This window comes from Novosphingobium pokkalii (genome assembly GCF_014652855.1).
Taxonomy (GTDB): Bacteria; Pseudomonadota; Alphaproteobacteria; order Sphingomonadales; family Sphingomonadaceae; genus Novosphingobium; species Novosphingobium pokkalii.
In genome coordinates, this window is sequence record NZ_BMZP01000034.1 from 1 (window position 1) to 15,708 (window position 15,708).

At 62.4% G+C, this 15,708-nt stretch carries 11 protein-coding genes and 2 pseudogenes; 5 read left to right on the forward strand and 8 right to left on the reverse strand.

The window, feature by feature from the left end:
• Positions 1-94 precede the first annotated feature (94 nt).
• The 7 genes and pseudogenes from IE191_RS20095 to IE191_RS20125 form a co-directional block, all read right to left on the reverse strand.
• Positions 95-244, reverse strand: a pseudogene (locus IE191_RS20095) (IS3 family transposase); the annotation flags it as partial.
• A gap of 197 nt (positions 245-441) precedes the next feature.
• Complete coding sequence (locus IE191_RS21195; protein WP_229815711.1) at positions 442-621, reverse strand: SRPBCC family protein; 180 nt, start codon at positions 619-621, stop codon at positions 442-444.
• Positions 622-820: 199 nt separating this feature from the next.
• Positions 821-2,056 carry an aminotransferase class V-fold PLP-dependent enzyme gene (locus IE191_RS20105; RefSeq protein WP_229815712.1) on the reverse strand — a complete coding sequence of 412 codons (1,236 nt, stop codon included), beginning with the start codon at positions 2,054-2,056 and terminating at the stop codon, positions 821-823.
• Entirely contained in the window at positions 1,996-3,324 is a 1,329-nt protein-coding gene (locus tag IE191_RS20110; RefSeq protein WP_191326201.1) for an APC family permease, read from the reverse strand. Before IE191_RS20110 ends, IE191_RS20105 begins: the two co-directional genes overlap by 61 nt.
• A 66-nt stretch (positions 3,325-3,390) precedes the next feature.
• Positions 3,391-4,215 (reverse strand): GntR family transcriptional regulator, encoded by an 825-nt coding sequence (locus IE191_RS20115; protein ID WP_191326203.1) that lies wholly within the window; start codon positions 4,213-4,215, stop codon positions 3,391-3,393.
• Positions 4,216-4,281: 66 nt separating this feature from the next.
• The gene (locus IE191_RS20120; protein ID WP_191326205.1) at positions 4,282-5,241 is read right to left on the reverse strand and encodes an ornithine cyclodeaminase family protein; all 960 of its coding nucleotides are present in this window, start codon (positions 5,239-5,241) and stop codon (positions 4,282-4,284) included.
• Between the two features lie 14 nt (positions 5,242-5,255).
• Positions 5,256-6,554, reverse strand: coding sequence for a metal-dependent hydrolase family protein (locus tag IE191_RS20125; RefSeq protein WP_191326207.1), 1,299 nt, complete (start codon positions 6,552-6,554; stop codon positions 5,256-5,258).
• 379 nt (positions 6,555-6,933) lie between these two features.
• Between IE191_RS20125 and IE191_RS20130 the strand changes: the two genes are divergently transcribed.
• Genes IE191_RS20130 through IE191_RS20145 form a run of 4 tightly spaced genes read left to right on the forward strand, consistent with a single transcriptional unit; the run spans position 6,934 to position 14,577 of the window.
• Positions 6,934-9,915 (forward strand): TonB-dependent receptor domain-containing protein, encoded by a 2,982-nt coding sequence (locus IE191_RS20130; RefSeq protein WP_191326209.1) that lies wholly within the window; start codon positions 6,934-6,936, stop codon positions 9,913-9,915.
• 53 nt (positions 9,916-9,968) lie between these two features.
• On the forward strand, positions 9,969-11,471 hold the full coding sequence (locus tag IE191_RS20135) for a S10 family peptidase (protein ID WP_191326211.1): 1,503 nt from the start codon (positions 9,969-9,971) through the stop codon (positions 11,469-11,471).
• 38 nt (positions 11,472-11,509) lie between these two features.
• Positions 11,510-13,045: a S10 family serine carboxypeptidase-like protein gene (locus IE191_RS20140; protein WP_191326213.1), complete on the forward strand. Its 1,536-nt coding sequence runs from the start codon at positions 11,510-11,512 to the stop codon at positions 13,043-13,045.
• Entirely contained in the window at positions 13,042-14,577 is a 1,536-nt protein-coding gene (locus tag IE191_RS20145) for a S10 family serine carboxypeptidase-like protein (RefSeq protein ID WP_191326215.1), read from the forward strand. The genes IE191_RS20140 and IE191_RS20145 overlap by 4 nt, the downstream gene beginning before the upstream one ends.
• A 265-nt stretch (positions 14,578-14,842) precedes the next feature.
• Here IE191_RS20145 and IE191_RS20150 read toward each other — a convergent pair.
• Positions 14,843-15,103: pseudogene (locus IE191_RS20150) on the reverse strand (transposase); the annotation flags it as partial.
• Positions 15,104-15,217: 114 nt separating this feature from the next.
• On the opposite strand from IE191_RS20150, the gene IE191_RS20155 reads away from it, so the two are divergent.
• Positions 15,218-15,708, forward strand: a 491-nt coding sequence (locus IE191_RS20155) for a transposase (protein WP_191326217.1), incomplete at its 3' end; no start/stop codon positions are given.

Below are 15,708 nucleotides of genomic sequence, written 5' to 3' on the forward strand. Positions count from 1 at the left end.
GCAGAAATGTCAAATCTGCACGGAATTTGAGTCAGACCCCCGATTGGACGCCGATTGACACGCCATGTGCGGAGCGCGTGCGGACGGCGTTTTAGAAGCCGAGATAGCGGCCGATGCCGGCTCGTGCCTCGGGAGCCGATGCGTAAGCGTGGAGATAGACGTGCTTGTATTTCACCGAGCGCCAGAAGTGCTCAACGAACACGTTGTCGCGCCAGCAGCCCTTCCCATCCATGTTGATGGCGATCTGCTAGCGGCGGATGGCGGCGGTTATCCGCCTGCCGGTCGCGCTACGCTGCCCGGGGCCTGAAAGCTGTTTTTCGGTTCGCCGTGCAGATCGGGCAGTCGTGAATAAGCGGGGTAATCGGACAATGATTTAGGTGGTTCTTTCTGGGCTGGTGGAAGGAACGTGATGCGCCGGTCGCCCCCACGCCTTCGCTTTACTCAAGAAGGTTGGCGAGGTTCTTCAGCGTCGACTCCATGCGGGCCTTGATCGGACTCGCTGATCCCAGGGGGCACATTCTCGGCAACAAAGGTGACCTTCGTGCCGTCGCGCACCAGCATCAGCCGCGTCGTGATGGTCATCGTGCCGCCGAACGCGGGATCCTCGCTCTCGAACGTCACCGCCTCGACAATCTTCTCTTTCGGAATTAGCTCGACGAACCGCCCTTCAAAGATATCAGCGTCAGCGCCCGACTTGCCATCCGCAATTCCGTTACAATGCCAATGGCCCTGATCACTGTCCGCTTGAAGAATTAACAGGTACGGAACACGAGTATCGAACAGCAGCCCTCGCCTGGGCCGCCAACTGGTTGCCGTCCAGTTATGATGACCGACCTGTCAGCTGCCCCAAGGCCTTGTGGAGAACGCGCATCACGGCATCGACATCGTCCGCGGTGTTGAACAGCGTCGGCGCGAACCGTATGCGATGTTCCGAGCATGTGACATAGCAGCCGGCCTGCTGCAACGCTGCCTTGACCGAGCTGCAGTCAGCGCAGTGGAATGCGACGATAGGCCCATGCGATGCGCATCCTGCCTGTTTCAGTCCCAGTCTGGCGGCCTCCAACCTGATGTGCTCAAGGATCGGCTGGCGCGCCGCGACGATCGCGTCGAGATCGACCGACGTCAGGAATTCGAGCGAACTGGTCAGCGCTGCGACGACGATGTTCGAGACCGATCCGACTTCGAACTTGCCAGCGGTGCCCGGCCGCGTCCGCCAGTCCCGCGATGCGCCGTCGGAGGTCGCCAGCTGACGCGCTCCGAATTGCGTGGCGGTGAGCTCTGGCAACGCGGAACCGCGCACGTAAAGGAACCCAAGACCAAGGTCCGCCATGAGCCATTTGTAGGACGATGTCGCAGCGAAATCGACGCCACTGGCGTCAAGGTCGATCGGTAAGGCACCGACGCCCTGCATCAGGTCGACATAGACGCGGGCGCCGCGGTCATGGGCCAGTGCGGACAGCGCGGCCAAGTCGTGCCGATGGCCATTCCACGCCGAGATCCAGGACACGGCAAGCAGCGTGGCGCCCCTTGCGAGCGCCGCCCGGACATCCTCCAGATGGACGACACCCTGCCGGGCGCGAACCACGTCGACCTCGACGCCGGCCATCCGCAGCTGACGATACATATAGAGCGAGCCGGTATAATGCAGGTCGTCGGTCACGATCCGGCTGCCAGCTTTTATCCCGAGTGCAGAAACGATCAGGTTCTCGGCGGTGGTAGCGGTTGGAACGAATGCGATCTCGTTCACCCGCACGTTCACCAGGCGGGCGAAGAGCGATTGGACGCGATCCTGTTCCCGCTTGGCGTGCGAAGCGACCGCAGCATTGGTTCTGCAAGCGAGATAGTCCTGTATCGCCTGGATGCTCTCGAGACTCATCGGGTGCTGATAGGCGCTGTCGAGCCAAACGCCGTGGAGTCTGAAGTGCCGGCCGAAGGCGTTGCGGACGGTCGGTTCCGGCCGATGCCAGCCCCGATGCGGAAGGTCATCCGGCACGATCAGGCGATCGCGCCGAGCTTCGAACGGCAGACCCAGTAAAGCGTACCGATCCCCCCCCATACACCGATTAGCGCATAGGGCCGCCAATCGGTTTCGTATCCGAGTACGAACAAGCCGAGCGCGGTTGCCGCACCCAGCAGCGACAGCGCGAGCACTGAGGTTCCACCGAGCCGCATCCGGGCTGCGGCCAGCACATCAGGCCGCCACTTCGAGACTTTGACGCCGCACAGGCAAACGGTGAGATATTTCAGAATCGTGGGAATGTTCGAGGCGAGAAATAGAAAGACGAGATTGGAGGGCAGACACAGGCCCACCACAAGGCAGACGAAGGACACGATGATCGCGACCCGGGGAACGGCCGCTTCGCCCCACAGCTGCGCAAGCGCCGGTGGCATCACCCCGGCCCGGCCCATGGCGTAGAAAGCGCGCGAAAAGATCAGGAAGGATGCGTTCAACGACTTGGCGAGCGACACGATGGCAGCGCCGACGATCAACGTCAGCGCGAGCGAGGGAATCGATCGCCCGGCTGCGGTGACCAAGGGGGCCGACGATGCTGCGAGGCCCTTGGCTCCGACCAGTCCGAGCGCGACAACCGCGACCGACAGGTACACGGCGCCGATGACCAGGAGCGAGAGGAGGATGCCGAGCGGAACATTGCGTTCGGCGTTGACGACCTCCTCACCGACCTCCGTTGCGCTCTCGATCCCCATGAACAGGTTGATCATGATCGGTGCCGCCAGGAGGATCGGCCACCACCCTGCAGGCGCGAGCGGAAATATGTTTTCCGGCCGGATGGCGCCAATTCCGGTCACCACGAAGATGCCCAGTGTGCCGAGCAGGACGATCATCAGAAGCGATTGGGCCTTCGCCGCGACCTTCAGTCCCGCAAGGTTGACGAGAAAGACAATGACGAACAGCGCGAACATCGCCGGCTTCACCGGCAGAGGCACAGCCATTGAGGCATATTGCACCAGAACCAGGCTGACCGTCGTCAGCTGGCCGACGCTACCGAAAATCCGCAACCACGACAAAAAGAAGCCGACGAACGGATGGAGATATTCGCGCGGCCATTCGAACGACGCGCCGGATCGCGGGTTGGCGGATGCAAGAAAGGCGTAGACCAGCCCGAATACCGCCATTGGAATGGCGGCAAGAACGGTCGTCATCAGGATGCCCGAGCCGCCGATCGCGGCAGCCGGAGAGAGAACCGAAAAGATACTGAACCCGAGCGCCGATCCCGCACTAATCATGACAAGATCGAACAGCCCGATCGTTCGGGTCAGATGACCCGCTTCAGGCGGTTCGGACGTTAAGATCGACTTTTGCATACCTATATTATCCGACATGGATCAAGCAATTGATGGCGGTTCGGATGATCAGAAACGGATCGCGAATTACCGGATTGTCCGCAACAGATCTCCGACCGTGTCTTGAAGGCCGCCAAAAACTCTTGCCGACGACTCGATATGATTGCGCATGGCGGCTTCGGCATCGTCGGGGCGACGCCTGATGATGGCGTCGACGACGTCACGATGCTCGGCCATGGTGTCGACCTCCAGACCGCTGTCGAAATTCCAGGAAATATAGTACAAGCGCCGCGCCCGATCGTGCAGACCGCGCAACAGCTGCTCGAGGATGGAATTGTGCGTTGCCTGCGCGACGGCTGCGTGGAAATTTTGATCGATTGCCATCAGGGCCTCACGCGCACCGTTGCGACCCAACGCCTGGCCCTCGGCTATCCCCGCCGTAAGCGATGCACGCTCTTCCTCGCTGGCGCGGCTTGCCGCCAATCGCGCGGCAGCAGGTTCATTCACCAGCCGCGCCTCGAACAGGCTTTGGATGTCGCGGATGGTGAGCGGCGCGACGATCAGGCCGCGACGGGGTATGATCTCGATCAGGCCTTCCTGCGCCAATCGCATTATGGCCATGTGAACGGGCGTCCGGCCGATCCCTAGGTCAGCACTGATCTGCGCTTCATTGAGCGAGGCGCCAGGACGATAGGTCAGATCGATGATGCGTTGTTTGACACTGTCATAGGCATGCGCACGCAGCGGGATCGCCGGTTGATCGCGAAGAGGATGATCACTGCGACGCTTTGCACCACCTTTGCTGCGGCCCGTTTTTACCGTGGTCGAACGTGCCCCGGCTTTGCCTGCACCCTCGGTCGACCGATCTGTCCCGCTTGGTCTCATCATCCCGCCCATTTCAATTCGCATCATTTGTAACGCGGACTTTGACGGGCCCGCAATGCTCGCGTCCCGTCAGGATCGCAGGCCAACGAACGCTCATGCCGACCGCGCCGACCGGACGATCGTCATTGCCGCGTGCGCCGCGGCGATGTCCTGGATCGCGATCCCAGACGAATCGAAGACGGTGATGTCGTCGGCAGACGAGCGGCCGGATACGGTCGCGCAAATCAAACCGCCGAGCGAGCGGTGACGCAGGTCCGCAAGCGTCGCCTTGCCCGCGGCCAACAGATGCTGGGCCTCGCCGATGACTGCCGACTGGTCGGGATAGTCCATATAGAACAGGCTGCGCGCGACGAGCTCGACGGGAAGCTCCATCTTGCCGACATTGTCTGAACCCATCGCGGACACATGAGTGCCGGGCCGGATCCATTCGTCACGCAGGACGGGAGAGGTTGCGGGCGTTGCGGTCACGATGATGTCCGCCTGGCGCGCAAGATCCTCGACGTCGCGAAACTCGACCGTGAGCCCGGTTCGCTCGCTCACCGCTTGGGCGAAGCGATCGGTATCGGCGCCCGCCCGACGTGCGGCATAGACCGTGTCGATCGGCCGGACCGCCGCCACGGCCTCGATTTCGAAGACCGCCTGTGCGCCCAGCCCGATGATCCCCAGCCGATGGGAATCCGCCCGCGCCAGATACTTGACCGCGATCGCATCGGCCGCCGCCGTTCGCAGGCCGTTGAGATATCCCGCTTCGACGACCGCCACTACCTCTGCCGTGAGATCGTCGATCAGCAGGGTCGTCGACGTATGCGACGCGCGCCCCCGCGTGCGGTTTCCAGGGTTATACGAGGCGGCCTTCACCCCCATGAACCCGGTCGAGGCATCGAAGCCGGATTTGATCGCGGTGATGTGGCGAGGATCGGAGCCCGACCCGCGGGCGACGGGAAAGACTTTGCTCTCGCCACGCCCAAGCGCCGCGAACGCCTTTTCGACAGCGTCGATGACGACCGCGGCCCCGACGTGCTGCTGAATTTCCTGGTTGGTGATGACGAGCATTCGGTCAGGCGGTCCTATTTCGAAAGGGTGGATCGGTTGGCCGATAGGCCGCGAACGACGACGCCGCCTTTCATCACGAACGACACATGTTCGAGACTGCGGACATCGACGAGTGGATCGGTGTCGACGGCAATTATATCGGCATAGGCGCCAGGCGCGACGATGCCGATGTCCTTTTCTCCGATCAAGGCGGCAGCATTACTCGTGGCCGTCTGGATCGCTTGCATAGGCGTCAGGCCGGCGGCAGTCAGCAACGCGAACTCCTGCGCCTCATCGGAAAAGCCCACGAAGCCCGAAGCATCGGTGCCATAGGCGATCTTGACGCCCGCCTTGTGGGCGGCGGCGACCATTTTGAGATTGATCGGTGAGACGTTGGCGATCTTGGCCGCGAAATCGGGCGGGAAGCGGTTGGGATTGAGCCGAACCGATCGCAAGAGGTCGTAGTTGGTCAGCATCGTCGGGACGAGAAAGGTGCCATGCGCCTTCATCAGCGCGAACGTGGCCTCGTCCGAGAAGGTGCCATGTTCGACCGAGTCGACCCCGGCCCGCACCACGGCGTCGATCGCGGCCTTGCCGTGTGCATGCGCCGCAACACGCAATCCGAGATTGTGGGCGGTGTCGATCGCCGCCTTGATCTCGTCATCGGTCATGAGCTGGGCATTCGGATTGTCGCCAACGGTCCCGACACCGCCGCTCGGCATGATTTTGATGACCGTCGCGCCGCGTCGCATGTGATCCCGGACGCTTGCACGCACGGCATCAGAACCGTCCGCAACGTCGAAGCGCCGATCGGGATCGTTCGCGTCGCCATGCCCGTTTGCCGGATCGGAATGGCCGCCCGTCGGTCCGATCGGCTGAAGCGACACCCACATACGCGGCCCCGGCGTCTCACCGCGATCGATCACGGTCTTCAGGTCACGATCGATTTCCGCCGGGCTGCCAAGGTTCCGTATCGAGGTGAAGCCCGATTCGAGCGTCGCCTTCGCATGCGCTGCGGCCACGACGGCCCGCTCGCCATAAGGTCGCTCCGTCGTGCTGCGCGGATCATCCCAGTGGTTGTCGTCGTCAGTCAGATGGACATGACAATCGATCAGGCCGGGAAGCACGGTCTTGCTCGAAAGGTCGATAACGTCAGCGCCGGTCTCGGTTATGAAGCCGGGCACGACGCGCGCGACGCGCTGCTCGGTGATGACGATCGACATATGCTTTACCGGTGCCGGCGAACGCCCGTCTATGAGAGTTCCGGCGTGAATGATCGTCGTCTTCGCAGAAAGGGGCGCATGCGCCACTGCGATCGCAGCCCAGCCGGCCATGACCCAAAAAACGCGCCTCAAGCCCAGCCTCCCCTCATTTGATGCCGCCCCTCACCGGCTGGCCATCGCCCGATCGGCTCCGGCTGCTTTTCGTGACCATTAATGCCGTGAAGTCTCACGCTCTGTCAACAGATCGACACGACTCCAGCAAAACACTGATATCCTTATAATTATCTCAGAATATGGCATTCTGAAGAAAAATACTTGCAGTTCTCGGTGATTCGGTGAAACTTCACCATAACGGACTCGGGGTGCGCTTGGCAAAGCGAGCGCTACCGGAGAGCACAGGGTTTCCGGAGGAATCGATGCTGGTGTCAGCCTCGCGCCGAGGTTCGATCGCACCGCGTGTCGGAATGGACGATCAGACAGAGGGGGATCAATGAAACAGGTAATTTCAGCGAGGGGCGCGGCCGTGGTCGCCCTGTTGTCCTCGACCATCCTCGGTGTGCCGGCCTATGCCCAGCAGCAGCCATCGAGTCAGCCGGATACCACCTCGCCGAATGCGCCGGCCCCCGGCGCGACCGCGTCGTCGCCCGGCGGTTTGCCGCAGGCTGACGATGCGCGCCCCGGCACTGCGGACATCGTGGTCACGGGTTCCCGTATCTCGCGGCGGGACACGGTGGCGAACAGCCCGATCGCGACGATCAGTGGCACCACCTTCAACCAGACAGGCGCGGTCACGCTCGAAGACACGCTCAATCGTCTCCCGCAGTTCTCGCCAGGGACCGGGGCGACATCAAACGACAATCTGTCGGGCGGCATCACCACCCTCAATCTGCGCGGCCTCGGATCGAACCGGACGCTCGTGCTGATGGACGGGCACAGGCTGCCGGCATCGACCGATCTCGGTGCGGTCGACATCAACATCATTCCCGATGCACTGATCGAATCCGTCGAAACCATCACCGGCGGGGCCTCTGCCGCTTACGGCTCCGACGCCATCGCCGGTGTCGTGAACTTCAAGATCAACCATCGGTTCTCGGGCATCCGGCTCGACGCGCAAAATGGCATCAGCGGGCGTGGCGACGGCTACACGTTCAAAACGTCGGCGACCGTCGGATCCAACTTCTCAGACGGTCGGGGCAATGCCGTACTGTCGATCGGCTACCAGCAGCGCGATGCCGTCAACAACAGCGATCGCGCCTTTTCCAGCATCGTTCGACCGTCATCTAGCCTGCCTTACGGCGCCTTCATCGTCGATGCGGACAACCAGCCGTCGGATGCCGCCGTAAAAGGCCTCTTCGCCCGCTATGGGGTCGCGCCAAGCCGCGTCAATAGCGGCACCAACCTGGCCTTCAACAACGACGGTTCGCTGTTCACATATTCGAACAGCGCCCTCAACTATCGGGGCAGCGCGCCGAATGTGTTGCTGTCGAACCGTATCCGCTACAATTCGAGCGGCAAGAACGGTCTCATCCTGCCAATCGAGCGCCTGAGTGCCTATGGCCGGGTGGAGCATGAGGTCGGGGAAAACACCACGGTGTTCCTTGAGGCCAATTTTCAGCACTTCACGTCGCGCGCGCAATATGCGCCGGCCGGATTCACCTTCGACGCGCCGGCGACGAACCCCTTCATCCCGGCCGACCTTGCCACCGTCCTGGCATCACGCCCCGATCCGGCGGCAGATTTCACGATCACCCGTCGCTTCACCGATGTCGGCTTCCGCACCGCATCGACCGAATATAACGAGTTCCGCGCCGCGGGCGGAGCCAGCGGCAGGCTGCCGATCGGCGACTGGACGTGGGACGCCTACGGCTCCTATGCGCAGGTGACGGCGGAGGAACGCGACCGTAACGGCTTCAGCGTCAGCGCCCTCGAGACCCTACTCTACGCGCCGGACGGCGGTCGCAGCCTTTGCTCGGGCGGACTCAATGTGTTTGGTAACCAGGCCGGCAGTGCCTGCGCCGCCTATATCCGTCGTGATACGATCCGAAACACCCGGACCTATCAGAGCGTGGTCGAGGGCACGGTCCAGGGATCGCTGGTCAAGCTGCCGGGCGGCATGATGAAATTCGCCGCCGGAGCGGATTATCGGAAGGACGGCTATCGCTTTACGCCCGATTCCGCTCTTCTCGCTGGTGACGTCGTCAGCTTCTCGAACGGCGTGGTGCCGGCGGAAGATGGCGCGATCACGGTCAAGGAAGCCTTTGCAGAACTGCTCGTGCCGATCCTGGCAGACCTGCCGGCGATCAAGAAGCTCGAGGTCGACGCCGGCCTCCGCTACTCCGACTACAACACGTTCGGCGGAATCAAGACCTATCGCGTCGAAGGATCGTGGGAAGTAGTCGATGCCCTGAGGTTCCGGGGCGGTTATGCGCGTGCCGTGCGGGCGCCGTCGGTGGGGGAGCTGTTCGCACCGCAGAGCCAGACCTCGCCGCTGATCGGCGCGGCCGGCGGTACGGGCCAGGGTGATCCGTGCGATGTTAACGGCGCCTATCGGGCTGGCGCCAATGCGAGTCAGGTAAGAAGCCTCTGTCTTGCGCAAGGCCTGCCGGCGACCATTGTCGATCGGTACACCTTCGACAACACGCAGATCGTGGACGGTGGCGTCACCGGTGGCAACCCGAACCTGCGTCCGGAAACCGCGGACACCTATACGGCGGGCGTGGTCCTGACGCCGGCGTTCGACGCGCCGATTTTCCGTCGGCTCAACATCTCGGTCGATTATTACAATATTACCATCGCGAAGGTTGTCGGGCCGATCGACGGCCTGACCGCATTGCAGCGCTGCTACAATTTGGACGGTTCGAATCCCACATATAACCCGGGCAACGTCTATTGTTCGCTGTTCGGCCGCAGCACCAGTACCGGGCAAATCAACTCATTCTCGCTCACCAACCAGAATCTCGGAAAATACAAAACCTCGGGTCTCGACATAGCCTTGGACTGGAACGTCCCGCTGTCGGCGTTCGGAATGTCCGATCGCGCGGGGAGCCTGCATCTAACGGCAGCGGCAACGCGACTGCTCGCCTTCGACATCCAAACCTTCCCGGGCGACCCCAGCGTTCATTACACGGGTTATATCGGCGATATCGGCTATCCGAAGTGGCGGAGTGTCGAGACGCTGACGTACCTGAATGGTGGGTTCAGCATCGGCCTGCAGCATCGCTATATCGATGGGATGGTAGATGTCGGCCTGATCGGCACCGACGATCGCACCACGCGCGTCCCGGCGATCAACTATTTCGATCTCAACCTTGCCGTTGCGGTGTCGAAGGCATTCTCGATGCGTCTGGGTGTGAATAACCTGACCGACGCGCAGCCCCCGGTGTACGACTCCTTTTCACAGTCGAACACGAATCCCGGTGTGTATGACGTGCTCGGCCGGGCATTCTACGCCGGCGTGCGCGTCACGTTCTGATAACGGCGGTCGCAGCGGTTGCGGACGGGGGATCTATGACTGTCATTCGTATCATGATGATCGCGCTCCTGTCCGTGACCGTGTCGTTTGCGTCGGCGATGGCAGAGACGGTCGTGCCAGCGCCTGGCGCTGGCGCAGGCAGGGGCGATGCACGGGACTTCAGGCCCAGCATCACCAAACACAAAGGGCGGTTCGGAAAGGCAGAGATCCGCTATGAGGCGATCGCCGAGACGATCCCGATCGCAGGCGAAAACGGCCAACCCGAAGCGGAAATCTTCTCCGTCGGCTACACGGCGATCACCAAGGCGCCTGCAATCCGACCGGTTACGTTTCTTTACAATGGCGGCCCTGGCTCGGCCTCCTTTTGGATACAGATGGGTGCCTTCGGCCCCAAGATTGTCGCCTTGAACGGTCCGGCGGGCGGCAGCGACCGGTCCAGCCCAGGCAACCCACTCGTCGACAATCCGGACGCCTTGCTCGACGTCACCGATCTGGTGTTCATCGATCCCGTCGGGACGGGGTTCAGCCACGCCGTCGGAAGCACGAAGGACGAGGCCTTTTTCAAGATCACGACCGATGCCTCGTCCATCGCGAAGTTCATTCGCGCCTGGCTGACTCGGCATGGTCGCTGGCAATCCCCCCGTTTCGTCGGTGGAGAATCCTACGGATCGATCAGGACCGCGATGATCGTCGACGACGATCCGTTCATGACCTTCAACGGTGCCTTCCTCGTCTCGCAGGGACTCGACTGGGGGACGGTGATCATGCCGCCCGGTTATGATCGCGGGTACGAACTTTTTCTGCCCAGCTATTCCGCCGCAGCCTGGTATTATCACCGCTACCAGGCAAGCGCGGTGTCGTCAGTCGCTGACGCGGTGGCCGAAAGCCAGCGTTTTGCCGAGCGCGATTATGTCTCCGCGCTCGCCCGGGGACAGGGATTGAGCGCGACCGACAAGGCCAATGTCGCCAGCCGCCTTGCCCAGCTGACCGGCATTTCGAAGGACGAATGGATAAGGGCGGACCTTCGCATCGATCCGGACGCTTTCCGCCGGCTGCTGTTACGTGACCAGGGTCTGCGGATCGGCCGCTTCGATGCCCGCTATTCGATCGGTAACAGTCAGGTTTTCGACGCAGGCGAGCGCTACGACCCGTCGCTGTCGGCCGCCGCGCTTCCCTATTTGAACGCCATGCGCGCGTTTCTGTCGTCAGAGCTCGGCGTGACGACCGACAAACCGTATGTCGGCGTGATCTCCTCGGACTGGACCTACGATCTCAGCAACGAAGCATTCATCAATCCGGCTCCAAAGCTCGGCGCGGCGATGATACGAAACCCGGGCATGCGCCTGTTTGTCGCATCGGGCTATTACGATTTCTCGTCGCCCGTATCGTCGGCCCAGTACAATATTGGCCATGGTGGGATCCCGTTGGATCGCACGACGATGAAATATTATCCGACCGGGCACATGATGTATCTCGACAGCGAGCATCGCCGGGCGTTGCTGGATGACATGCGCGCCTTCATAGTGGCGACGCTCAACGCCCAAGCAGTTCGATAATGGCCCGTATGCGTTGCAGCAGGATGGGTCGATCTGCCTTGGCGCTGCTGATGCTCGGGCCAATAGTCATTGCCCCTGTGCATGCGACCGGCCGGTCCGGCATCTTGCCCCCCGAAAGCAGACGCCAGCACGATGTCACGGTGAACGGACAGCGTCTTACCGTCGTGGCCGCGCTCGAACGCTATCAGGCGCAGGGGCGATCCGGTCGGCCGCTGGGCAGCGTCTACCTGACCAGCCTGACCGCATATTCGGATGATAGCCGACGGCCGGTAATCTTCGCGTTCAATGGTGGCCCCGGTTCGAGCAGCGCCTACCTCAACCTCGGGATGATGGGCCTGCGGCGCGTCCAAGTCAGCGGCCCGGAGGCGCGCGGACCAACCGGCACCATCGTAGACAATCACGACACCCCGCTCGATGTCGCCGATATCGTTCTGATCGATCCGATCGGCACCGGCTTCAGTCGGCTCGCCTCGCGAGGCGCGGCGGGCGAGACCTATTCGGCGGTCGGCGATGCCGCCTACATTGCCGGTGTCATCCGGCAATGGCTGAAGCGGCATCATCGTGAGGCCGCTCCCACGTTCCTGGCCGGCGAGAGCTACGGGGCACAGAGGGTCGCCAGCATTCTACGCGTGTTGAGCTGCGACGGGGAACGACACTGCACGCCACTCCGCGTCGAAGGTGCAATCCTCATCTCGCAGTCGATCGAAATCGTGAATACGTTGCAGCGACCGGGTAACGTCACGGGGATTGCGGCGGGCTTTCCGACGATTGCGGCGCTCGCCTGGTATCACAGGAAAGTCGACCGGCACGATCGCTCGGTGGACGGCGTCGTCGCGGACGCCTTTGCATTCTCCTCGACCTACCTCTCCGCGCTCTACCGTGCGAATTCGTTGTCCGTGGACGAGCGAAACGCGATCGCAGGCAAACTTGCCGCCTTCACCGGCCTTCCGCCTGCCTATTTCCAGAAACATCTGTCGATCACCAAGGACGAATATCGACACGAGGCCTTCCGCGCGACGGGACAGGTGCTCGGAACCTACGACGCGCGTTATCTGGGTCCGGTCCGTGGCGCGGGCGATCCGTCGACGAAAGCGCTGGACACGGCGATCGCAGCAAAGCTGTCGCGCGTGCTCAACGAAAGCGTCGGGGTGCCGGTACGATATAGCTATCGCGTGTACAACGACGCTCTGGACGGGCGCTGGACCTACGCGCCGGTCGCAACGCCGTTTTCCAGCTACGATTATGCCGGCGAACTCGCCGCTGCACTCCGGATCAACCCTGCGCTCAAGGTGCTGGTGGCGGGCGGCCTTTACGATACCGCAGCCAGCGTGGGTGCGGATGCCTTCCTTCTGAATCAATGGTCGGTGCCAGCGACGCAAACGCTCAGCGTCCATTATCCGGCAGGTCACATGTTCTACCTTGACGATGCCAGCAGGGTGGACTTCGCGCGCGCCATTCGATGCTTCGTTGGCAGCCGTTCGATCGCGGCATGCCAAGCTGCGGCGCAAGGCCGGGGCGTACCACCGGGCATCGGGCCGCTTCCCTCCAATGGTCAGCCGGATCTCGCACCGTGAAGCAATTTATCCAAACCGCGCTCATCGTCGTGACCTGTGCCAGCGTGTCACAAGGCCATGCGGATGCCGGGGCCGCCGCCGGCGCGGTGGTTCCACTTCGGTCGGCAACGCGTCAGTCGGAAGCGATCCTTCGCGGTCGCACCATTCGATACACCGTCACTGCCCAGGAAAGTCCGATCAGCATCACGCCGGGAACGTCCCGGCCGGACGCGACGATGTTCTCGGTCAGTTATCTGCGGCAAAGCGCCAATCCCGCCGCCCGCCCCGTCATGTTCGTCTTCAATGGCGGGCCGGGATCGTCCGCTTCTGGTCTTCATGATGCATTCGCGCCCAAAAAGGTCGTCAGTCGCAATCCCGATATGGCGGTCCGATCGGTCGGGACCTACGTCGACAACAACGGCAGTCCATTGGACGCGACCGACCTCGTGTTCATCGATCCGCCCGGCACCGGCTACGGGCGCGAATTTACGGCGGGTGCGGTGCGGCACTTCTCGTCTGTCCGCGATGATGCGAGAGTAATGGCGGACTTCATGGCGCGATGGCTGGAGCAGCACGGGCGACGAGGATCACCCAAGCTGATCGCCGCGGAGAGCTACGGCGGCGTCCGCCTAGGCCTCGTTGCCGCCGAACTCGGCCGGCGCACGCGGCCGATACTGTTCGACGGCTATCTGCTGATCTCGCCCAGCACATTGGCGGTCGAAGACGATGAGAAAGCGCGCGGGTTCATCGCCAATGCGGTCGGCGCACTGCCGAGCCTGGCGGCTGCAGCGGCTTATTATCATAAAGGCGCCTATTCCACACTTCCGGCGGACGAGTTGCAGCGCAAAGCCATCGCGTTTGCGCAAGGCCGCTATCGCGCGGCGCTCGAGCGCAAGGAGCGTCTGTCGCCGGTCGATCGTGCACGGGTCGCGGACGATGTTTCAGCATTTACCGGTGTGCCATCGGCGCAAATCAGCCGGTCATCGCTCGTCGTTCCGATCGATGCCTTCGTCAAACTCTTGCTGGCCGAGCGCGCGGAGCGCATCGGCCTCGGCGACTCTCGGGCACATGCGCTGCTTGCGCTGACCAGGAAGGCGCCCCCACCATATGACGATCCATCGACCTCGCGCTGGACGATGAATTTCAGCTGGGACGATGCCATCGACGGCTATTTCAGGAATGCCGTCGGCTATCCGGTCACTTCGACCTATGTCCGCTACAGCGGGGCGGTGTACGACACCTGGCGATGGGATGCCCTGCCCGCGGAGCAGCATATCGCACCCATTCTGATGGCCCAGATCAATCGCGATCGATCGAGCGCCCTGCTCGCGCTGGGCTATTATGACCTGATCATCCCTTATGGACTGCCGCTGCATGATTACCGCGCCGCAGCTGGCCAGTCACAGCGCCTCACGGTGCGCCTCTTTGCCGCAGGACACGCGGTTTTCAACGACGCGACAGCACAACGCGCCGCGGGCGAGGCGCTGCGCAATCTCATCGGCCAGAGCATAGCAAACCACAACGCTCGGTCGGCAGCGAGGAGGGGCCTCTAAATAGTGATCTAGGCCGTAGATCTGTAATTGCAGAGCGAGGCGGTGTAATCCCTTGAGGGTTTCATGGATCTGTCCGCACTGACCGAGGTTAGGCCTGGCCGTGCTGTATCGGGTCTCACAGAGGCGAACGTTGCATTGACTCGAAGCGGGCTTGGTGGCCCATCCGGTAACCTTCGCAGATCGTTCGTCCCTGCGTTCCCTCGCGGGACACCGCCCTCGGATCAGCTTTGAGGCCTCACCGCTGGCAAACGAGTTCTAGCCTACCTCATGCCTGGAACAAAGTGCCGTCGCGCAGCATGGCGTGCATGATCACCGCGAGGCGGCGCGCAAGCGCGACACGGGCCTTCTTGAGCCCCCGGCGCTTGGCGATCTTCATGGCCCACGTTTTCAAAGCAAAGGTTTCCCGGCTTCGGGTGAGGATCGAGTTGGCGGCTTCATAGAGCAGCTTGCGTACGGTTCCGTCCCCTTGCTTGGTGATCCGGCCAGTCCAGTCGAGCTCGCCCGATTGGTGGCGTCTGGGCACCAGACTGTTGATTGCCACTGAGAAGTGACCCGGGAGGGGCCGTAATTTCCACTGAGATTTGACCGATGTTCTGATCGTTCCCCTGGCTGGCAGTTGGGGGATCATGGAGTGATCGACATGGCGTTATTGAGTGTGATCCGCCGCTGGCATTTCCGGGAAGGGATGGCGATCCGGGAGATCGAACGGCGCACCGGGTTGTCCAGGAACACCATCCGCAAGTATCTGCGGGCCGGCACGGTGGAGCCGCAGTTCAAGGTTCCGGATCGGCCGAGCAAGCTAGACCCGTTTGCCGAGAAGCTGTCGGGCTGGCTCAGGATCGAGGCTGGCCGGTCACGCAAGCAGCGCCGCACGGCCAAGCAGATGTACGCCGATCTGGTGACGCTCGGCTACGACGGCTCGTACAACCGGGTCGCCGCCTTCGCGCGGGAGTGGAAGGCCGACCGCCAGCGCGATGCGCAGGCCAGTGGCCGGGGCACCTTCGTGCCGTTGGTGTTCATGCCAGGCGAAGCCTTCCAGTTCGACTGGAGCGAGGACTGGGCGATCATCGCCGGCGAGAGAACCAAGCTGCAGGTCGCGCACAGCAAGCTGTCGCACAGCCGGGCCTTCAT

What these genes read in the sequence shown, in the direction of transcription:
- IE191_RS20105 (WP_229815712.1), bottom strand. Translation starts at nt 2,056, where the DNA reads ATGGGGGGGGATCGGTACGCTTTACTGGGTCTGCCGTTCGAAGCTCGG.
- IE191_RS20125 (WP_191326207.1), bottom strand. Translation starts at nt 6,554, where the DNA reads ATGGCCGGCTGGGCTGCGATCGCAGTGGCGCATGCGCCCCTTTCTGCG.
- IE191_RS20120 (WP_191326205.1), bottom strand. Translation starts at nt 5,241, where the DNA reads ATGCTCGTCATCACCAACCAGGAAATTCAGCAGCACGTCGGGGCCGCG.
- IE191_RS20115 (WP_191326203.1), bottom strand. Translation starts at nt 4,215, where the DNA reads ATGATGCGAATTGAAATGGGCGGGATGATGAGACCAAGCGGGACAGAT.
- IE191_RS20130 (WP_191326209.1), top strand. Translation starts at nt 6,934, where the DNA reads ATGAAACAGGTAATTTCAGCGAGGGGCGCGGCCGTGGTCGCCCTGTTG.
- IE191_RS20135 (WP_191326211.1), top strand. Translation starts at nt 9,969, where the DNA reads ATGATGATCGCGCTCCTGTCCGTGACCGTGTCGTTTGCGTCGGCGATG.
- IE191_RS20110 (WP_191326201.1), bottom strand. Translation starts at nt 3,324, where the DNA reads ATGCAAAAGTCGATCTTAACGTCCGAACCGCCTGAAGCGGGTCATCTG.